Origin of the sequence: Bradyrhizobium sp. URHD0069, assembly GCF_000701345.1 — a bacterium.
GTDB lineage: Bacteria > Pseudomonadota > Alphaproteobacteria > Rhizobiales > Xanthobacteraceae > Bradyrhizobium.
Window position 1 is genome coordinate 22,082 of sequence record NZ_JNIJ01000028.1, and the last position, 19,986, is coordinate 42,067.

20 protein-coding genes are annotated in these 19,986 nt (G+C 60.9%); 9 read left to right on the top strand and 11 right to left on the bottom strand.

Annotation, left to right across the window (positions count from 1 at the left end):
* Positions 1 to 22 precede the first annotated feature (22 nt).
* On the bottom strand, positions 23 to 901 hold the full coding sequence (locus N554_RS0117915; protein ID WP_029584724.1) for a cell envelope integrity EipB family protein: 879 nt from the start codon (positions 899 to 901) through the stop codon (positions 23 to 25).
* A gap of 218 nt (positions 902 to 1,119) precedes the next feature.
* On the opposite strand from N554_RS0117915, the gene N554_RS0117920 reads away from it, so the two are divergent.
* The 4 genes from N554_RS0117920 to N554_RS0117935 all read left to right on the top strand — a co-directional run bounded on the left by N554_RS0117920 (position 1,120) and on the right by N554_RS0117935 (position 4,152).
* Positions 1,120 to 1,587 (top strand): RidA family protein, encoded by a 468-nt coding sequence (locus tag N554_RS0117920; protein ID WP_029584725.1) that lies wholly within the window; start codon positions 1,120 to 1,122, stop codon positions 1,585 to 1,587.
* Between the two features lie 14 nt (positions 1,588 to 1,601).
* Positions 1,602 to 2,354, top strand: coding sequence for a glycerophosphodiester phosphodiesterase (locus N554_RS0117925; RefSeq protein ID WP_029584726.1), 753 nt, complete (start codon positions 1,602 to 1,604; stop codon positions 2,352 to 2,354).
* A 101-nt stretch (positions 2,355 to 2,455) separates the two neighbouring features.
* The gene (locus N554_RS0117930) at positions 2,456 to 3,703 is read left to right on the top strand and encodes a GNAT family N-acetyltransferase (protein ID WP_029584727.1); all 1,248 of its coding nucleotides are present in this window, start codon (positions 2,456 to 2,458) and stop codon (positions 3,701 to 3,703) included.
* Between the two features lie 20 nt (positions 3,704 to 3,723).
* Entirely contained in the window at positions 3,724 to 4,152 is a 429-nt protein-coding gene (locus N554_RS0117935; protein ID WP_029584728.1) for an HIT family protein, read from the top strand.
* A 13-nt stretch (positions 4,153 to 4,165) separates the two neighbouring features.
* On the opposite strand, the gene tsaA is transcribed toward N554_RS0117935, so the two are convergent.
* From tsaA to N554_RS0117960, 5 genes are all read right to left on the bottom strand, one after another.
* Positions 4,166 to 4,657: a tRNA (N6-threonylcarbamoyladenosine(37)-N6)-methyltransferase TrmO gene (tsaA, locus tag N554_RS0117940; RefSeq protein WP_029584729.1), complete on the bottom strand. Its 492-nt coding sequence runs from the start codon at positions 4,655 to 4,657 to the stop codon at positions 4,166 to 4,168.
* A 29-nt stretch (positions 4,658 to 4,686) separates the two neighbouring features.
* Positions 4,687 to 5,043, bottom strand: a complete 357-nt coding sequence (locus N554_RS0117945) for an AzlD domain-containing protein (RefSeq protein WP_029584730.1) — start codon at positions 5,041 to 5,043, stop codon at positions 4,687 to 4,689.
* Positions 5,040 to 5,777, bottom strand: a complete 738-nt coding sequence (locus tag N554_RS0117950) for an AzlC family ABC transporter permease (RefSeq protein ID WP_029584731.1) — start codon at positions 5,775 to 5,777, stop codon at positions 5,040 to 5,042. Before N554_RS0117950 ends, N554_RS0117945 begins: the two co-directional genes overlap by 4 nt.
* 105 nt (positions 5,778 to 5,882) lie before the next feature.
* Positions 5,883 to 6,230 carry a hypothetical protein gene (locus N554_RS0117955; protein ID WP_029584732.1) on the bottom strand — a complete coding sequence of 116 codons (348 nt, stop codon included), beginning with the start codon at positions 6,228 to 6,230 and terminating at the stop codon, positions 5,883 to 5,885.
* 78 nt (positions 6,231 to 6,308) lie between these two features.
* Positions 6,309 to 7,322, bottom strand: a complete 1,014-nt coding sequence (locus tag N554_RS0117960) for a lytic transglycosylase domain-containing protein (RefSeq protein WP_029584733.1) — start codon at positions 7,320 to 7,322, stop codon at positions 6,309 to 6,311.
* Positions 7,323 to 7,410: 88 nt separating this feature from the next.
* Here N554_RS0117960 and N554_RS0117965 point away from each other — a divergent pair, with 88 nt between their 5' ends.
* The 3 genes from N554_RS0117965 (at position 7,411) to N554_RS0117975 (ending at position 9,729) form a co-directional block, all read left to right on the top strand.
* Positions 7,411 to 8,346 (top strand): glycine/sarcosine/betaine reductase selenoprotein B family protein, encoded by a 936-nt coding sequence (locus N554_RS0117965; protein WP_029584734.1) that lies wholly within the window; start codon positions 7,411 to 7,413, stop codon positions 8,344 to 8,346.
* A 141-nt stretch (positions 8,347 to 8,487) separates the two neighbouring features.
* Positions 8,488 to 8,838, top strand: coding sequence for a hypothetical protein (locus N554_RS0117970; protein WP_029584735.1), 351 nt, complete (start codon positions 8,488 to 8,490; stop codon positions 8,836 to 8,838).
* 177 nt (positions 8,839 to 9,015) lie between these two features.
* Positions 9,016 to 9,729, top strand: coding sequence for a PilZ domain-containing protein (locus N554_RS0117975; RefSeq protein ID WP_245283641.1), 714 nt, complete (start codon positions 9,016 to 9,018; stop codon positions 9,727 to 9,729).
* A 109-nt stretch (positions 9,730 to 9,838) separates the two neighbouring features.
* Here N554_RS0117975 and N554_RS0117980 read toward each other — a convergent pair whose 3' ends face one another.
* The 3 genes from N554_RS0117980 to clpS form a co-directional block, all read right to left on the bottom strand.
* Positions 9,839 to 10,969: a DUF2336 domain-containing protein gene (locus tag N554_RS0117980; RefSeq protein WP_029584737.1), complete on the bottom strand. Its 1,131-nt coding sequence runs from the start codon at positions 10,967 to 10,969 to the stop codon at positions 9,839 to 9,841.
* 227 nt (positions 10,970 to 11,196) lie between these two features.
* Positions 11,197 to 13,620 (bottom strand): ATP-dependent Clp protease ATP-binding subunit ClpA, encoded by a 2,424-nt coding sequence (clpA, locus tag N554_RS0117985; RefSeq protein WP_029584738.1) that lies wholly within the window; start codon positions 13,618 to 13,620, stop codon positions 11,197 to 11,199.
* A 244-nt stretch (positions 13,621 to 13,864) separates the two neighbouring features.
* Positions 13,865 to 14,197 carry an ATP-dependent Clp protease adapter ClpS gene (clpS, locus tag N554_RS0117990; protein ID WP_029584739.1) on the bottom strand — a complete coding sequence of 111 codons (333 nt, stop codon included), beginning with the start codon at positions 14,195 to 14,197 and terminating at the stop codon, positions 13,865 to 13,867.
* 496 nt (positions 14,198 to 14,693) lie between these two features.
* Between clpS and N554_RS0117995 the strand changes: the two genes are divergently transcribed.
* Complete coding sequence (locus N554_RS0117995) at positions 14,694 to 16,370, top strand: pilus assembly protein (RefSeq protein ID WP_029584740.1); 1,677 nt, start codon at positions 14,694 to 14,696, stop codon at positions 16,368 to 16,370.
* Positions 16,371 to 16,445: 75 nt separating this feature from the next.
* On the opposite strand, the gene N554_RS0118000 is transcribed toward N554_RS0117995, so the two are convergent.
* Positions 16,446 to 16,787, bottom strand: coding sequence for a phasin family protein (locus N554_RS0118000; RefSeq protein ID WP_029584741.1), 342 nt, complete (start codon positions 16,785 to 16,787; stop codon positions 16,446 to 16,448).
* A 396-nt stretch (positions 16,788 to 17,183) separates the two neighbouring features.
* Between N554_RS0118000 and N554_RS0118005 the strand changes: the two genes are divergently transcribed.
* The gene (locus N554_RS0118005) at positions 17,184 to 18,989 is read left to right on the top strand and encodes a serine hydrolase (protein WP_029584742.1); all 1,806 of its coding nucleotides are present in this window, start codon (positions 17,184 to 17,186) and stop codon (positions 18,987 to 18,989) included.
* Positions 18,990 to 19,244: 255 nt separating this feature from the next.
* Here N554_RS0118005 and N554_RS0118010 read toward each other — a convergent pair whose 3' ends face one another.
* Positions 19,245 to 19,976 carry a DnaJ domain-containing protein gene (locus N554_RS0118010; protein ID WP_029584743.1) on the bottom strand — a complete coding sequence of 244 codons (732 nt, stop codon included), beginning with the start codon at positions 19,974 to 19,976 and terminating at the stop codon, positions 19,245 to 19,247.
* Between the last annotated feature and the right edge of the window lie 10 nt (positions 19,977 to 19,986).

Genomic DNA, 19,986 nt, shown 5'->3' on the forward strand with positions numbered 1-19,986 from the left:
GCGGCTAAGCGCGCAGCCGCCGTCACTTACACGGCTTGGTATCCCTGATGTCGAATTTTCCCAGCGCGCCGGAAATCACAAAATCATTGTAGTCGAGCACCAGCGCCCGCGAGACGCCGTTCTCGTATAGTTCGAACGACATCGCATAGACCGGAGTCTGCTCGCCATCCTTGGCCTTGGCGTCGCGGTCGTAATAGCTCACCGTGACCGGCCACCGCGTCAGCGACTTCATCGCGTCGTTTGCGGTGGAAGGATCCGGCGCCGCGGTGGCGCGATCGCCCGGTATCGCCTGCCCGATCACGGAAAGCGTATTGTAGACTTTTTCGCCATCGTCCGATCCGTCATAGACCATCAGCTCGAGCATCGATTTGCCCTCGCGCGCGGCTGCGATGATGCGCTGGATCTGCTCGGTCGGGAACACGGTCGACCCATCGAGCGTAAAGGTCTTGGACACCGGCTGCTTCAATTTCACGGTGATATGATCGCCGGCCCGCTCCGCGATCCCGTCGACCGAGCTGGAGTCGATGTCGTTCATCCGTGCATCGATCTTGAAGCGATAGCTGTTGCCCGCGCCATCCTCCCAGGAAGTCGAGCGCAGATCGCTCAAGGTCACCTTGCCCTCGCCGCTGTCCAGTGCCGACACCTGCCTGAATTCCGAGGTGTAGCCCTCGCAGGCGCTGCCGGAAAAATTATAGAGAATACGTCCGCGCGCGCTGTTGATCGAAGTGGAGCGGCGTGACTTCACCAGGCTGAGTTCGTAAAGCGCCTGATGCGCGAGAAACGGACCGCTCGCCGCGGCATGGGCTTGGCTGTCGGCAAAACCCGGCCCAACCGCAACCACGGCAATCGCCAGCAGCAGAGACCTGAGATTACGAGACGAAATCCGAAAGCGGCGGGCCATATCTTTATCCTGGGCTAGATTCGTCACATTAATGGCCGTCCCATTGCGCCGCAACTAGGGCCGCTTCACGGAAAAGTACGAATTAAACGTCGAGATGCCATGTTTTTTGGCATTTCGATACTTAAGGCCGCTGGCTTGCATGTAAGGGCGTGATGCGCGAAACAATGCGGCCGATCGGCCATCGATCGGGAACTATTCAAATCAAATGGGGACGAAACATGGCGGGTACGGTCGAGCAGAAACTTGCGGCACAGGGCGTGGTTTTGCATGAGCCCGCCAGCCCGGTGGCGAACTACGTCGGTTTCGTGCGCACCGGAAACCTGCTGTTCGTTTCGGGGCAGGTTTGCGTCAACCCGGAGGGCAAGCTGATCGCCAAAGGCAAGCTTGGCGCGGGCGTTACTGTTGAGCAAGGCAACGCTGCGGCGCGCGGCTGCGCCATCAACCTGCTGGCGCAGATCAAGGCGGCACTGGGCGACCTCGACAAGGTGGTCCGCGTGGTGCGGCTCGGCGGCTTCGTCAATTCGGCACCGGATTTTCTCGACGGGCCGAAAGTGCTGAACGGTGCGTCCGACCTGATGGTCGCGGCATTCGGTGACAAGGGCCGGCACGCCCGCACCACCGTCGGCGTGGCCTCGCTTCCTGCTGACGCCGCTGTCGAGGTCGAAGGAATATTCGAGGTCTCCTGAGCGGAGCCGCCCAAGTGCGGGCGCCCAACTGGTTGACGGCGCGGCCGGTCGCTCATCGCGGGCTGCACGACGCTGCGCGCGGCATCATCGAAAACATGCCGGGCGCGGTTCAAGCCGCCATCGATGGTAATTTCAGCATCGAAGTCGACCTGCAGCTCACCGCCGATGGCGAGGCCATGGTGCATCACGACGATGCGCTGGGCCGCCTCACCGAAGGCAGCGGCGCGCTGCTCGGCATGACCGCGGCCGAGCTCAAGGCGGTAAAGTTCAGAAATACCTTCGAGCGGATGATGTCGCTCGGCGACCTCTGCGCCCTGGTCAGGGGCCGCGTGCCCCTCGTGATCGAGGTGAAGAGCCATTTTGACGGCGACCGCAAACTGGTGACGCGAATGGCGGAGGTGCTCGCCTCCTATTCGGGACCTGTGGCTGGAATGTCGTTCGACCCCGACCAGGTGCTGGCGCTGCGCGAATCGATGCCGGCGCTTGCCCGCGGTATCGTCGCCCAGCGCAACTATGACGATGACTATTGGAAAAAGCTGACGCCGGAGCAGCGCCACGGCATGGCGCACCTCCGCCATGCGTTCCGTACGCGGCCGCATTTCGTCGCCTATTGGGTCAATCAGTTACCGGCCCCGGCGCCCTGGATCGCGCGCAACATTTTCGGCTTGCCGCTTTTGACCTGGACGGTGCGCACGCCCGAGCAACGCGAACGGGCGGCCCGCTATGCCGATCAAATGATCTTTGAAGGTTTCCGGCCGGGAACCTGACGGGCCCGCGCCCTTGAAGTCGCTGCCGCAATGCACGATCTTTGGGGCCGGTCACCATATGCGATGGCTGATCCTAACGCGTGACCGGTTCCTGACAGCCGATGGCATCATCCGAAATAACTCTCGAAGCGGTCTCGTCTATCAGCCAGATTCCGGCTGCAGATTGGGATGCCTGCGCCAAGCTGGGTCTGGCCTCGGGGACCCACAATGGCCGGGACACCCTGGCTTCGCCGAGCATCGCCGCCAATTCCTGCGTCGATACAATGTCTGGGTATAACCCATTTGTTTCACATGCGTTTTTCTCGGCGCTGGAAGCCTCCGGATCGGCAACTGCGCGAACCGGCTGGGGACCGCGCCACCTATTGGCGCGGCTCGACGGTGAGATCGCCGGCGTCGTGCCCTGCTATCTGAAATCGCACTCGCAGGGTGAATACGTGTTCGACCGCGGCTGGGCCGACGCTTATGAACGCGCCGGTGGACGCTATTATCCGAAACTGCAGGTCTCGGTTCCCTTTACCCCGGCGACCGGTCCGCGGCTGCTGGTTCGTGATGGCGCGGACAGGGAGGAAATCCGCACCTCGCTCGCGAGCGGACTGGTGGCGTTGTGCGACGCGACCAAAGCCTCTTCCGTTCACGTGACCTTTGCACCCGAAGCCGAATCGAAGTATTTGGCGCGTTGCGGATTCCTGCAGCGGAACGACCAGCAGTTTCACTGGCGCAACCAGGGCTACGGCAGCTTCGAAGACTTTCTTAGCTCCCTCAACTCGCGTCATCGCAAGGCGATCCGCCGCGAACGGCGCGATGCGATCGCCGAGGGCATCACGATCCACGCGCTCAATGGCAGCGACATCACCGAAGACGCGTGGGACGCCTTCTTCGCCTTTTACATGGAGACCGGTTCACGGAAATGGGGCCGGCCCTATCTCACCCGCAGCTTCTTTTCGCTGATCGGCGAGAGCATGGCCAAGGATGTGCTCTTGGTGATGGCCCGGCGCAAAAGCCGCTGGATCGCCGGCGCCATCAATTTCATCGGCTCCGATACCTTGTTTGGACGCAACTGGGGCGCCATCGAACATCATCCGTTTCTGCATTTCGAGGTCTGCTATTATCAGGCCATCGACTTTGCGATCCGGCGCGGCCTGAAAACTGTGGAGGCCGGCGCGCAAGGCGAGCACAAGCTCGCGCGCGGCTATCTGCCGCAAACCACCTATTCCGCGCATTACATCGCCGACCCCGATCTGCGCCGCGCGATCTCAGACTATCTCAGGCGCGAGCGCGCCTATGTGGCGGAGGCCGGTCGCGAACTCTCCGATGCCGCTCCGTTTCGTAAGATTGCCGACCCGTCTTGACCGCCGATTCAGGAGCCGCCATGACCGCCTATGACCCCAACAACCCCTTCGCAAAGATCCTGCGTGGCGAATTCCCCTGCTACAAGGTTTATGAGGACGACCACGTATTGGCCTTTCTCGACATCATGCCGCGGTCGCCTGGCCATACGCTGGTGATCCCGAAGGCGCCCGCCCGCAACATCTTGGACGTTACAGCTGAAGACTACGCCCATGTCGCGCGCGGCGCCCACAGGATAGCCCGCGCGGCGATGACGGCTTTCAAGGCCGACGGTATCACCGTGCAGCAATTCAACGAACCCGCCGGCGGACAGGTGGTGTTTCACCTGCACATGCACGTGATGCCGCGCCAAAATGGCGTCGCCCTGCTGCCGCCGGCGAGCCGCAAGGAAGACGGCAAAGTTCTGGAAGAGAGCGCCGCCAAGCTGATCGCGGCACTGAAGGGCGCGTAAGTCTCGTAGCCCATCATTCCGTCTCGAAATCCCCGTCTTGCGGCTGCGCCAGCGGCGTGAACTCGCAACGGTCGGGTTTGAGATCCAACAAAGGCGTCTCGTCGAGGCAATCCAGCCCGCGCACCAGGACCGTCGATCCCTCGATACCGACCAGCTTGACGATCGAGGTGCCGATTGGGTTCGGCCGCTGCGGCGAGCGCAGTGAGAACGTGCCGCGGGTCGATTTGTTGTTCTTCGGACTTTGCAGCACAAGGTCGCGGCGCGACCGATGCAGCCAATAGATCACTTCGAGATTGCTGTAGAAGTCGACCCCCTTCAGCGCCGGCACCCAAGGCTCGAAAATCTCGAGCCGGCAGACTGGGCCATCATGACGGCCTTGCCGCGGGACGTCGGCACGCGAGGTCCAGGGCGTGCGGATGCGGCCGATAAAGACAAGCCCGGCATCGCGTGCCGGCGGCATCTCGACGGCCAATTCCCCTTCGCGGAGTTCATTGTCTCGAACCATGTCTGCCTTTAGCTGGACCGATGAGGTAGTTACCCGAGCCACCATTTGCCAGCAAGCAACAGCAGTTCGCCGCAGACCACGCCGGCGAAAATCGATCGCCGCGTTATGACAAAAGCCGCAAACCCGGCCGCCACCGCGGCGTAGCGCAGCCATCCCGGCACGCTGGCCAAGGCGCCGGGCGGCGACAGCAAAATTTGCGCAATGACGCCGGCGAGGATGGCGGTTGCCACCGCCCTCACCCAGACCAAGAGCTCGGAGCCCTCGTCGACGCCGCCCCCGAGCCACAGTCCGAGCATCCGCCAGACCTCATTGGGCAGGAAGCCCGCGATCACAAGCACCATCAGCGCATTCCATTCGCCAAGGAGATGTCCCACCAAATCGCTCATTCGCGCTCCCGCCACCGGTGAACGCCATAAGCGATGGTGCCGGCCGAGACGCCGCTGATCAGGATATCGACGCCGGTGTGCAGCATGGTCACCAGCGGAAACAGCGCCAATCCCAGAACCAGCGCCAGGATATCGGCAAGCTGCCGGCAGTTGCGCGCGGTGGAAAGCAGAAATGCCAAAGGCGTCAAGAGCAGGATCGCGGCGGCAAACAGTTGCGGCAGGTTGGCTGCGAGACTGTAACCGATCGTGTTCGCAACCAGGCAGACGGAGACGAGACCAACGCCGAGCCCATGCGTGAACGCGATCCGCCGTTCGCGCGGCACCTGGGGCAGCAGGCGAAAACATTCGACCCACAAGGTGACCGCGATGAAATGGGTCGCCAGCACCAGGTGACGCCGTTTTGTCTTTGGCGTACGCATCATCGGCAGTACCGATACAACCATCGGAAACAGCCGGATCGCGCTGACGGTCACGGCGACTGCCGCCTGCAGTACGGTCGCGCCGGAGCCCACCGTCGAGATCAGGATGATCTGTGCCGGGCCGGCCCAAATCAGCGCCGTGCTCGCAAGCACCCATCCCAGGCTGAAATGCGTGTCATGAGCCAGCGCGCCGATGCCGAGATAGGTGGCGAACAGCACGGGCGTGAGGACCGTCGAGGCGACCGACCGCAAGCCCCATGCGAACGCCCGCACGGGACTTTGCCATTTCGGTGAGTCGAGTGCGGGAAGCGGCACGGGCAACCGGAAAATGTGAGTCGTCGCGCGCATAACGCTGGTCAAAGCAACCCGCGTCAAGCGAACCGCAGGCAGATCAGCCATCCTGCCACCGCGTCGACCTGGCTAAACGGCGGCGTCGAATCCCGGGGCAGCAACGCCGGAAAAGAATGAGTCAAGGAACATCTTTCCCAAGATATGTTTGGTCTCCGGCGTGCCGGGCTTGAGCCGCCCTTCGCTGATCGCCAGCTGGAACGCCGTCAGAGTCGGAGCCGAGAGATCGGTGTCGGGACTGGCCCGTGGGGCCGACGCAGAAGCGCTGAGCAGGACGCCCGCATAGTACAAGCGGGTAAGCGCGCGTATCAGCGCGAGCCGGTTGCGAAGGGTCTCGCCGGATGCGCGACCTAGCCAGGCCCGCAGCAATACCTCCTCCAACTCCGGTGAAGGGGCGAAACTGTCGAGCATGATCGCCACGTCGACGAGGGGATCGTTGCAATAGGCTGACTCCCAGTCGATCAGCCAAAGGCGTTCGCCATAGTCTGGGCCGTCCGATCACCCCCTGACATTCGTGTTTCGCAGCACGAAACAGGCGCCGCCGGCGCGGCGGATGCGGGCGCAGAGATCGTCGGCGGCGGGACGCGTGTCGGCGCCGATCCGCACCTGATAGAAAGTGCGGGTGCCCCGGCTGCGCCACACCGAGCTCAGCAGGCTCGGATCCTGGTCGCCGATAACCGCGCTCAAGCCTTTGATGGCGCGCGAATACATTGCCAGCGCCCGATCGCGATTGAAGCCGGCGGCGAGCTGCACGCCCCAGAGACGAGCCGCGCCAAGCTTCACATGTTGCTCGAGCTGCGTCACAAACGGATTGGGCGCGCGCTTGAGCAATGCCATCAACTCGCGGCAGCTGGAGCTCGGGGCGCGCGCTGGCATCTTGCTGTCCTTGCCGGCGGTGGACCAGTCCTCCACCGAGGCACCGGTAATGGCGACCACGTAGTTGCGCGTCTCCTGCGGCATCGGGCCGGTACCCGCGAGCCATTCCTGCACACGTCGCGGCCCGGCATTGTAGGCGGCCGCGGCAAGCCCGAGATTGCCGAACTGGTTGCGCAGTTCGTTCAAAAATTCCGCGGATTTCGGCAGCGCCTGCACGGGATCGAAGGGATCGAGCAGCCGCCGCTCGCTGGCCGTCCCGGGCATGAATTGCGCGATACCTTGCGCGCGCTGGCCGCTGCGGGTGACCGGTCCCACCGCATCGGACTGGAAGCGGCTTTCCTGCCAGATCACGCGGGCGAAAAACTCAAGCGGCAGATCGTTGGCTTTGGCCGCCGATTCGATCATCAGGCACATCGCTTCGCGGGTGTCGGTGTCGCGTGCGTTCTCCGTGGCCTTTTGCGGCGCGCCGTTGTTTTCATCCGCGGGGATGGCGCGTTCTTCGACACTCGGTTTTGCGATCTCGCCGTCGGCCACGGGCGCCGCGTCCTCGGCGGGCGCCTGCCCCACCGGCAACAAGAGCGCCAGGAGCACAGCGTAAAGCGCAGCACGCAGACCGATGAGTGTTTGCACCGCCATATCTCGCTTCCGGAAGAACCGTGCTTGACACAGGGAACCGACTAGCTAGCTATCTAGGAATGTTGGCGCGCATGTGGGAGCGCAAGACATGACCGTACCGCTTAACGACCAGCTTGGCTTCGCACCCGATGATGACGCGCCGGTCCCCTATATGGCGCGCACCCGCGAATATTATCAGGCGATCGGCTACACCACGCCCTATCGCTGGGCGCATTATGTCGATGCGCCGTTCCAGCCCCTGAAAAAGCCCCTCAACCAATCCCGCGTCGCCATCGTCACCACGGCGGCGCCGTTCGATCCCGCCAAGGGCGATCAGGGTCCGGGCGCAAAATATAACGGCGGCGCGAAATTTTATTCCGTCTATGGCGGCGACACCTCGAAGACGCATGATCTGCGGATTTCACACCTTGCCTATGATCGCGTGCACACATCAGCCGAGGACAGCGGCACCTGGTTTCCGCTGTCGCAACTGGAGCGCCTCGCCCGCGAAGGACGGATAGGCGAAGTCGCGCCGCGGTTTTTCGGCGTCCCGACCAACCGCAGCCATCGCGTCACCATCGAGATCGACGCGCCTGAAATCCTCGCGCGCTGCCGGGCCGATAAGGTAGATGTCGCCGTGCTGGTGCCGAACTGCCCGGTATGCCACCAGACCGTCAGCCTGGTCGCTCGCCACCTGGACGCCAACGGCACCTCCACCGTCGTGATGGGTTGCGCCAAGGACATCGTCGAGCACGCCGCGGTGCCGCGGTTTCTGTTCAGCGATTTTCCGCTGGGAAATTCGGCGGGCAAGCCGCACGATCCGGACTCGCAGGCCTTCACGCTGGAGCTCGCGCTGCGCGTGTTGGAAACGGCACCGGCTGCGCAAACCACCGTCCACTCGCCGCTGCGCTGGAGCGCGGACGTCTCCTGGAAGCGCGATTATAACAACATCGCACTCCTGAGCGCAGACGAACTGGCGCGCCGTCGGCGCGAGTTCGATGCGCAGAAGCAAATCGCACGCGGATTGCGCGAGAGCGCGGCGTAACCTTACGCACACGCAATATTGCCCCTGATTCCGCGCGGCTCCGGGCGGGATCGGTTTACGTTAACGCGACATTTTGGCGGCCGCGGTCTTTCGCGTGCGGCGCGGCTGGGTAAGGTCCTCCTCTTTATTGGGGGATTTTCGATGTTGGGTCGACGTCAAAGCACGCGCGACAAGATCATCTATGGCGGCGTGGCAGAGCTCGGGGAGCACGGCGCGGATGGCGTCGTCCGCAACATCCCCGACAAAGGCGCCAGCATCGAACGCAGCAACGTCATCAAACTCCCCAAAGAGCAGATGTCGCTGACGATCGAGCGAAAAGGCCGTTCCTTGCTCGCCAAAATCATCTGGTGGCGCGACAATTTCGTCGGCGTAGCCTTCTCGGAAATCCCGCCCCAGCTACCCGTCTCTGATCTCGCGGAACGGCTGCGCAAGAGCGAGCAGAAAAAGCGCCAGCTGCAGCGCCGCATCAAAAAGCTTATCGGCGAAGGCTGAACCGAACGACGCCGAAGTAACGGCGTGTACTCCTGGATGCGCGCATTACCTATATGTCCTGGTATTGAGGCGAATTTGGAAGTCTTTGATAACCTCAAGAAATGAATGCGTTCGCGTCGCTCTTTCGTTGGGCTAACCACTTTAAAACGTGCGGCTTTGGCTGAGGATGTAGTACCGGTGTCTATCGAAAATTTTAGCAAACGGCGAGCCGTCAACATTGCCGTCCGTGGGAACTACAGCCTCGCAAAATGGTATGACAAACAGGGAAAGCCCCGCACCTTCGCGTGCCGGACCACGCGCGTTTCGCCGTTCCGGATGATGGTCGAGGTGCCAGTGGTCGGCAAGGTCGGCGATCCCATCACATCCTATTTCAACGATTTCGGTAAACTCGAGGGCTTTATCAGCGACACCACGACCGGCGCCTTCCTCTTCGAACTCGAGATGACACGGTCCAAGCGGGAGAAGCTCGCGAGCAAGCTCACTTGGCTGGAAAAGAAGCTGAAAAATCCCAGCATCCCCGATACCAGGAAAGATGCGCGCATCGTCCCGGTAAGTCCGCATTCAACTCTGATCTTGGCCGACGGCACCACTCATGGCTGCTTCGTCATCGACATGTCGGTCTCGGGTGTCGCGGTGTCCGCCCAAGTGCAGCCGCCAATTGGAATGCCCCTGGCCGTCGGAGCCTGCATCGGCCGCGTCGTCCGACTTTTACCCAATGGCTTCGCGGTCAAGTTCGTCGAACAACAACAGCGATTCGATCTCAACCGGCTTATCGTCCGATCCGCACCGCCGCCTTCCGCAGGCGGCGCGAAGCGTGTGTCCACCTCAACAACGCGGGCTTTTGAAAGTCGTCGCCTGAACGGTATCACAGCGGCAACGCAGCGCGACTAGATGTGAACTTTCAAGATAAGGCGGGCGCTTTGCTGCCAATGCTAACGCAGTAAGAGGTCGCATGCCGACGTGACAAGTCGGGCATTCCTGCGTTTCAGGACCGCCCGATTCAATTCGCATTTGATGATGAAGGTGCCGATCGTATCTGCCAAAACCTGAGCAAGCGGCGCGCGTTTTCAGTCGTCAGGCTGCCAAATTGACGTCTAGCGTTGGCTAATTCATGCGAGCCCATTGAGCCAGTCGCAAAGCGGCTCTCCAGCACCGCGTAAACCGTCTCCCAGCTTAGCCCCGCTACCTTACAAGGAATAAGGACGCCGCCGTCGCGAAGGCTTTGCATCAGGGGACGAACTACTTCGATGGTGGATTGCGACAGCACGGCAAGTGCAGCGACAGTTTCTTCGTATTTGCGTTGTTTAGCGAACCCGAACAAAGTCGCTTCATTGAGTTCGCCCTTGTCGTTCAGCAGCGCCACCAATTCCTTAGCCGCGGCAAAGTTGCGAACCTTGGACATTTCGCGATTAACGCCGCCTGAGACGGCGGCAATCGCGCCTCGGATTTCCTCGAACAAATGAGGCGGCGCGCGTGACAATAGCCTCACTCGGACGGCTTCCGTCGCACTGCGCAACAGTTGATGGCGAAGTGCCGACGGCAAATCGACACGGATCCCGGTTCCGACGGCAAGTTCAGGATCGGATTCAGCCTGCGCGACAAGAATTGCAAATCCAGCTGCGGACACGCGCGCACCGGGATTATTGACTAGCCGGCGGCTGACGGTCGGATACCGACGCGCCAATAGCACATCGGTGACGACTTCCTTCAACCACCAACGACCCGAAATCGCCAACAAATGCTGCTCACCTTTGGTCTCGGCGACTTCGACCAAGTCCTCTGTGCTCAGACGCGCAGATTCCGTCAAAACGGGTCCGGCGATCGCGATCTCATCGTTCCTTGCAAGGCGCCGAACGACCGACGGCGGCGCATGGGCAACGGGAGCAAGTTGAACGCTCATTTCAGCAAGGGCTATGCGGGCGCTGACATCCGCGATCGCCCGAATCTCTATCGTCTTTATGAGACGCTCGAGCACATCGTCAAATAGCTGAATCTGCTCACTACTGAAGCTGTCCGCGGACGACAGAAAAAGATTTGTAACGCGCTTGATGGTGTCTAAGCGCTTTTCCTCTGACCCAATATCTATGGCCGCTTCGACTTGGTCGACGATTGATAGAGATGCATCTGGCATGCTCATCCTGAGCGTTTCGTGAGCGCTGTTCTAAGCTGATTAACAAATTGTACGGGGAATACCTGAATAGTCCGTAAAATTGGAACTTTGGCCGTCATCGCCGGCAAAGCACGATGTCCGTCCGGGCAACGCCCCTGCGGACTGGCCACGTCGCGCATCAAAAAAGCCGGCGGTCTTGCGACACGCCGGCTCTTCATTCGCGGCTCTTCATTCGCGATATAAACCGCTCACGCCTTGACTAGCGGACCTCGTGAGACCGGGCCCTTGGAGCCGCCACCGCTCGGCCCGCCGGGTTTCGGCTTGCGCGGCACGGTGCGCTTGCGCGCGCCGGGCAGCTTTTCCGGCTTCGGCGTGACCGGCCCCTCGACATATTCGAAGCCGATCTTCTCCTGATCCGCTTCCGCGGCCGCCTCGTCCTTGACCAGCACGACGCGAACGTGGCCGCCGCCCTTGAGCTTGCCGAACAGCACCTCGTCGGCCAGCGGCTTCTTGATGTGCTCCTGGATCACGCGGGACATCGGCCGCGCGCCCATCTGCTCGTCATAGCCGTGCTGAACCAGCCAAGCCTTTGCCGGATCCGACAGCTCGATGGTGACGTCGCGGTCGGCGAGCTGCACTTCGAGCTGCAGCACGAACTTCTCTACCACCATACCGATCACGTCGGCATTGAGATGCGCGAACGAGACGATGGCGTCCAGCCGGTTGCGGAACTCGGGCGCGAACTGGCGATTGATCGCTTCGTGATCGTCGCCTTCCCGCTTGTTGCGCGTGAAGCCGAACGCCTGACGCGCCAGGTCGGCGGCGCCCGCGTTGGTGGTCATGATCAGGATCACGTTGCGGAAATTGACCTGCTTGCCGTTATGGTCGGTCAGCCGGCCATGATCCATGATCTGCAGCAGCACGTTGTACAGATCCGGGTGCGCCTTTTCGATTTCGTCGAGCAACACCACGCAGTGCGGATGCTGATCGACGCCGTCAGTGAGCAGACCGCCCTGGTCGAAACCGACGTAGCCCGGAGGCGCGCCGATCAGGCGCGACACGGTATGGCGCTCCATGTATTCGGACATGTCGAACCGGATCAGTTCGACGCCAAGCGACGCTGCGAGCTGCTTTGCAACTTCCGTCTTGCCGACGCCGGTCGGACCGGAGAACAGATACGAGCCGATCGGCTTCTCGGGTTCCCGCAACCCTGCCCGCGCCAACTTGATCGATGCTGCGAGCGCGTCGATCGCCTTGTCCTGGCCGAACACCACGCGTTTCAACGTCTGTTCGAGATGCCTTAGTACCTCCGCATCGTTCTTGGAGACGCTCTTGGGCGGAATCCGGGCCATGGTCGCGATCGTGGTCTCGATTTCCTTGATGCCGATGGTTTTCTTGCGCTTGTTTTCCGCGACCAGCATCTGGGCCGCGCCGGATTCGTCGATCACGTCGATCGCCTTGTCCGGGAGCTTGCGGTCGTGGATGTAACGCGATGACAGCTGCACCGCGGCCTCGATCGCCTCGTTGGTGTATTTCAGCCGGTGATAGTCCTCGAAATAGGGTTTCAGACCTTTCAGGATCGCGATCGCATCCTCCACCGTCGGCTCATTGATGTCGATCTTCTGGAACCGGCGCACCAGCGCGCGGTCCTTCTCAAAGTGCTGACGGTATTCCTTGTAAGTCGTTGAGCCCATGCAGCGGATGGTGCCCGATGCCAGGGCCGGCTTGAGCAGATTGGAGGCATCCATCGCGCCGCCGGACGTCGCGCCGGCGCCGATCACCGTGTGGATCTCGTCGATGAACAGGATGGCGTTCGGATGCGCTTCGAGTTCCTTGAGGACCTGCTTCAGCCGCTCTTCAAAATCGCCGCGATAGCGTGTGCCCGCGAGCAGGGTTCCCATGTCGAGCGAGAAGACTGTCGCCGCCGCTAACACTTCCGGAACTTCGCTGTCGACGATGCGCTTGGCGAGCCCTTCCGCAATCGCGGTCTTGCCGACGCCGGCTTCGCCGACGAACAGCGGGTTATTCTTCTGCCGCCGGCAGAGCACCTGGATGGCGCGGTTGATTTCGGAGTTCCGTCCGATGACCGGATCGATCTTGCCGTCGCGCGCCTTCTTGTTGAGGTTCACGCAGTAAGTTTCGAGCGCTTCACCCTTTTTCTTGGAGTCCTCATTGCCTTTGGCCTCGGTCTCTTCGTCGACGCCGCGCACCGGGCGCGCCTCAGACACTCCGGGCCGCTTGGCGATGCCGTGGCTGATGTAATTGACCGCGTCGTAGCGGGTCATGTCCTGTTCCTGCAGGAAATAGGCGGCATGGCTCTCGCGCTCCGCGAAGATCGCGATCAGCACGTTGGCGCCGGTGACCTCCTCGCGCCCGGACGACTGGACGTGAATCACCGCGCGCTGGATAACGCGCTGGAAACCCGCGGTCGGTTTGGCGTCGTCAGCCCCGTCCGTCACCAGATTTTCGAACTCGGTTTCGAGATAATTGACGAGACTGGTGCGCAGCTTGTCGAGATCGACGCTGCAGGCACGCATCACCGCGGCCGCATCGGAGTCATCGATCAGGGACAGCAGAAGGTGTTCAAGCGTCGCATATTGATGATGACGCTCGTTTGCAATCGCAAGCGCGCGATGCAGGGATTGTTCAAGGCTCTGAGAAAAAGTCGGCATTCGCGTCCTCTGTGGCCCCCGGCCATCATGATCGCCGTTACCCGGTCAGGCAACAACAACCTTTGTCATATAGTTGCATCCGATCATGGCGAAAGACCGGCTCCCGGACCCCATTTGCACTTAGACCGAAGGCGCTACACCAGGGCAAATACGCTCAGCCGCCCGGGGGAAGGCCTACGCTCGTCCGATCCGCCCCATCTTTGAAGCAAAACCCGTTCCCATTCCTAGCGGATTTCGCGCGGCCTCACTTCTTTTCCATCACGCATTGCAGGGGATGCTGGTGCTTGCGAGCAAAATCCATCACCTGCGTCACTTTAGTCTCGGCGATCTCGTAGGTGAACACCCCACACTCCCCGATGCCATGGTGATGGACGTGGAGCATGATCTTGGTCGCGGCCTCGACATCCTTCTGGAAGAACTTTTCCAGAACGTGAACGACGAATTCCATTGGCGTGTAATCGTCGTTCAAGATCAGCACTCGGTAGAGATTCGGTCGCTTCGTCTTCGGCTTTACCTTGGCGATGACGGACGTGGCCGGACCGCCGGTACCCCCGGTGCGGTTCTCATCATTGCCCATTCGGGGAATAGATGCGGCGGTGGCGGGCGGCGCGGACGAATCAAATCTGGAAGTCAGTTGCAGCATGGCACAGGCGTTCGAAGTCCCCACGGGAAACCGGAAAACGACCAGGTGATGTCCTCCTGCCGGAGCCATCCTAAGAGTTCCCGGATACGCTTCCCAGATCGCCGCTCCCGGCCGGTCGACCCATCAGCTAAATCAATTAGCTGGAATATGGGTCCACCTTCGGCCCGCCGCAAGCACGCAAATTTTGGTCAGATGCAGGCAGCGCCGCGCCGATTACCGGGCTCGGCAATCTGGCCAAGGTTAATCAATCCTGTCGGATTTGACAAAGGTAAGTCGCAAGCTGTTTAGCCGCCATTGAGGATAGCCGCCGCTTTTGGCGGGCGGCCCGCAATTTGTGCGGGTATTGACCCGTTTTCTCAAGGGAGATTTACCGCCCGTTCAGCGGCAACCACCGAAATGGCAGCAGAAACCAATATTTCGGTGACCCATGATGTTCTGTGCATCCGTTACCCGTCATGTTCGCGAAGCGATCCGCCGCTTCGCTGCGTCCAATCAGGGCAATATTGCGGTAATCTTTGCCATTACGCTTGTGCCCCTCATCAGTTTCGTAGGCGCCGCAATCGACTATAGCCGGGCCAATCGCGCCCGCTCGACCATGCAGGCCGCGCTCGACTCCACAGCATTGATGCTCTCCAAAGACTTCAACGAAGGCCGCATCACGGCGTCGGAGATCGAGGCGAAGGCGAAAATCTATTTCGCGGAACTCTATACCAATAAGGACTCGACCGTCACGTCCGTCGAAGCGACCTACACTCCGAAGGACAGCAGCGGGGCTTCTAACGTCGTAGTCACCGGATCCGGATACGTGATCAGCGACTTCATAAAAATCGCAGGTTACCCCCAGCTCAATTTCAAGACCGATGCGACCGCAAGCTGGGGCACCGCGCGAATGCGCGTTGCGATGGTGCTTGACGTCACGGGATCGATGGCCAGTGACAACAAGATGCCCAATCTGAAAACCGCCGCGAAGGACATGATTACTACGCTTAGCAAGCTCAACAAAATAACCGGCGACGTTTACATCTCCATCATTCCATTTTCGCGGGACGTCAACATAGGCACCGGCAGTCCGGGGCCGGCGGACTGGGTAACCGGTTGGGCTGCCTGGGAAGCCGAGCCAGCCGCCATCGTTCCTCCGGCTGACAAGATCACCAACTGGAAAAACTATGGACCCGGCTCGGCTTGTCCCTTCCGCAACAAGAAATTCCAATGCGTCGAGACGCGTGTCAGCGGCAGCAACCAGACCAATAAGATCCCAAACAGCGGTGATATTTGTCCGGGTGTCGATAGCGGTACGACCAATTATTATAACGGCTGCTACACCAGCGTATACAAAGGCACCAGCAGCGACGTCACGCTTTGCACTGGCTCATCAGGCTGCAGCTGCAACAACGCGGCAATCGACGGTGTTGGCAGCGGCGATTGTTCTTGCACAGGTAGCGGCAGTAGCAAGGTCTGCAAGCAGACCCTTCGCGACTACGACCACACCTGGCAGCCCAACCTTCGCAGCACCTGGAATGGTTGCGTCAAGGACCGGGAGCAAAATTACGACACAACGATTGACGAGCCCAAGCTCGGGGATGCAGCCACGCAGTTTGTGGTTGAGCAATACAAAGACTGTCCAAAGGCGTTGACGCCGATGAGCAATCAGTGGACTGCGCTCACGACCAGCATCGACGCTCTGTCGCCGGCCGGCAATACCAACCAGCAGATCGGAGCCGCCTGGGGCGGGCTCTCGTTGAGCGTGCAGAAGGCGCCACTCTTTCCGCCCGCAAAGGATAGCGGCTATACCTACAACGACTATCTCGTCCTGGTGTCCGACGGTATCAACACTGAGAATCGTTTTTCTAACAAGTCGTGGGAAATCGACGCCCGTCAGAAGATGCTCTGTGATAATCTCAAGAAGGCGCCGCACAATATCAAGATCTTCGCGCTTCAGATCAACACCAGCACAACAAACCCCGACCCCATCTCGGCGGTGCTGCAAGATTGCGGAAAAGGCACAGACGGCACCGACAACTTCCAAATGATAACGTCTGCCGCCGACACGGCCAGTGCCTTCCAAAATATTACGACGCAACTCTCCAAACTGCGCGTCACGAGATAAGCGGCCCAATCCCGGAACAACAAAAAAGCCCGGCCGCAATGGCCGGGCTTTTGATTTTTGAAAACAGTACGGAGTTTAGGTGGCGGCCGCCGGCGTAAACTTCGCGACGATGCCTTCCACGGGCTTGTAAGATTGCTTGGCGAGATCGGTATAAAGCCCAGCGATCTTCTGCGACTCGGCCACGAAGGTCTCATACGAGGACTTCGCGAATTCAGTCTGCACCTCAAGCGCCTTGTCCAGCGATTTTACTCCGGACAACTTCTCCACGAATGACTTGGTGTCTTCAAACGACTTTTTGGTGTAATCGCCATAGGCGCTTGCGATTGCCTGAAGGCCGTTCTGAACGGTGGTCGCCGACGCTACGACAGTCTCGAAGTGTTCTTTTCCGTACTGCTGAATGTCTTCAATCTTCATCATCATGGAAGCCTTTCCCGGACTGAATGTGCAGTGGAGCTGCCGGGAGGTCCCTGCTCCCGGCGCCACATATTTATTGCGATGCACAATAAAGTCAAGAATTTTGTGCGACGCACAATCAATGGAATTTGCGACAAAGGCCGGGGCGCAGGCAAAGGATTTCTTAAGCGTTTGGAAACTCCGGCGATTTAACCTGATTCTTGGCCTGTCGGGTTCCGGATAAGCAGCCGAAAAAATTGTTTGCGTACAGCCGTTTAGATGGAATGGCGGTCTAGGCGGGCGGCGGGCCAGAGATGTCTGTCCCAATTTGGCATCTTGAGCAGGGAAACGTCGCCGGCGGTCGGGCATAATTTGGCCTCACGCACCGGTGATCAAGACAGAAATTGGCAGGGGAAGTTGATGCTTCGAACAACCTGGGCTTCCTCGCGTGTTTTGCGAGTGTGCGTCTTTGGGCTGGTCGCGATCACTACCGCAGTCATCTTCACGAGTGAGGCTGACGCGCGCCGCTACCGCCGTCACCAAGCGCAGGTCGCCCGGGACAATTACAGCCCGGCATTCTCTTCGATCATCGTAGACGGCAATTCCGGTGCGACGCTCTCCGCCAGCAATCCCGACGCAAGCCGTCATCCAGCCTCGCTCACCAAGATCATGACGCTTTATCTGCTGTTCGAGCGCCTCGACGCCGGCAAGATGAAGCTCGACACCGAAATGCAAGTTTCCGAGCACGCTTCCGAGCAAGCTCCCACCAAACTCGGGCTGCGCCCCGGTCAAACCATCCGCGTCGAAGACGCCATCAAAGGACTGGTGACGCGCTCGGCCAACGATGCTGCCGTCGTGATTGCGGAAGCCATCGCCGCCGGTGAAGACGATTTCGCCAAGCTGATGACCCGCAAAGCGCGCGCACTCGGCATGACCAAGACGGTTTATCGCAACGCGTCGGGCTTGCCCGACGACGAACAGGTGACGACGGCGCGGGACCAATCGATGCTGGGCCGCGCCATTCAGGACCGTTTTCCGCGCTATTATCGCTACTTCTCGACCACGGCGTTCAACTACCACGGCCGTTCGATCCGCAACCACAATCGCCTGCTCGGCAGTGTCGAGGGCGTCGATGGAATCAAAACCGGTTACACCCGCGCATCTGGCTTCAATCTCGTGACATCGATGCGCCGCGGCAACCGCCATCTGGTCGGCGTGGTGTTGGGGGGCCGCAGCGGCGGTTCGCGCGACGCCACTATGCGTAACCTGCTTGCCGAAAATCTCGAGAAGGCCGCGACCAAACGCACCGTCGCCGCGATCACCGAGCGCGGCGCTTCGGATGCCAATGCAGATGTTGCGGAAGCCGAAGTCGAGTCACGGCCGACGCAGACGGTTCAGGCCCAGGGTGCTGTCCAGGTCGCCTCCGCGGCATCCGAGCCGGTCGCGGCGCCGGCGCGTCCGACAGCGCCAGCTACGCGATCGATCATCGCGGCTGCTACGGCGGCGGTGCCCCCGCCGCAAGCCAGAGCCGAACCCGCCCCGCTTACCAACGGGGTGATCGAGACTCAGGCCATTGCCGCGATCCCCGGTTCGTCTGAACCGATGAAGCCTGTCAAGGTCAAGACCGTCCAGGTTAAGGCCGGGCAGATGAAGTTGGCCTCGGCCGCTTCGCCGCAGCCGGCCACGCCGACCACCGGTGCAATACCGCCGACACGCCCGGAAGTATCCGAGACATCGAGCGCGGTCATGGCCAAAGCTGAAATCAACAAGGCCGAAATTGGCAAGGCTGAAGTTGCTCGAACGGAAATGCCGCCTCAGCCGGCAGGCCACGGCACCGGCAACGGTTTGCTCGGCGTACTTCCTGCATCGAGTGTACCTTCCTCCTCCCAGGCGCTGGCCTACTCTGATCCAACTCCCCGCCTCCAATCCCAGCCGCAAGCCGTTCAGCAAAACGGAGCGATCAAGCCGGTCGCAGCCCACACCGGATGGATCGTTCAGGTCGGCGCGCTGGAAAGCGAAACCGAAGCACGGCAGCGCATCGAGGCGGCGCGCAACCAAGCCCGCGGCCTGCTTGCGAAGGCCGATCCGTTCACCGAGCCGGTCGTCGCCAGGGGCGACAGGAAGCTGTTCCGGGCCCGCTTCGCCGGCCTCGATCGCGACCAGGCCGAAGCGGTATGCCGGACGTTGAAGCGTTCCGATATCTCCTGCATCGCCGTTCGGAACTGATCTATACGGCCGTCACGGCGGATAAGGCGCCGACGGGTCCGCGTAACGCGCGGCCCGATGACGGGCTTCGCAAAGCTTCGGCCTTTCCTGTTTGTGCCACGCTCCAATCCGCCACCTGCAAACCTTCCGTCAAGACTTTGCGGTTAGAACTGAGACGAATGATCGACCACGCCGGGCAACGGCGGGCGGCAACGGGGCGTCAGTCGGAGAAACTAGCAGAAGCAACTCGCGTAGCGTTTGGTGGCGTTGCCGGAGTTAGCTGTTATGCGTGCGAAGCAAAGTATCCTTGGCCTCGTTTACACGGGAGGCGAGGTACGTCGACCCCCCTTGGTCGGGATGCAATTTCTTCATGAGCGCGCGGTGCGCCCGGCTGATCTCGTCACGCCCCGCCCCCGGCTGCAGGCCAAGGATCTGATAGGCCTCCTCGTCCGTCATTTTGCCGCTCGACGCCGCGCGGCCCTGCCCCCCTCTCGCATTTCCCTGCGCGTGCTGACGCCAAGCGGGAAACCTGCGGTCCAGATAGCTTTCAAGTAACGACACGCTTTCGGCATCGAAGCCTGGGATCATCGCCGTCAATTGCGGCAGATCGAATTCATCGAGCGAATGGCCGGCATATGGCCCGGCAGCGATCTGGCCTGACAGTCGGCCGCTGTCGTGATCCAGGATCATCTCGAGGAACTGCGAGCGGACCCGCGACGTCTGTCCCGGCGAGCGTTGCGCGCCTGCGCCCCCGAATATCCCGCCGAAATTGCCGAACCCGGATGCCCCGAAAGGCGACCAGCCCAAGAGCCCCGCGCCGAAGATGCCGAGCGGGATGGCCACCGCAAGCTCACCCTTGATGCCGGTAAAAACCGCGACAGCGAGCGCCACAACGCCGCCGCCGATCTTGATCGTGCGCGCAAGCACAACCGGATTGGCCGCACGAAACATCTGCAGCAGCGTATAAAGAACAATAACGGCGACGATGCCGGCGATCAGGGTAGGCATGAATTCAATA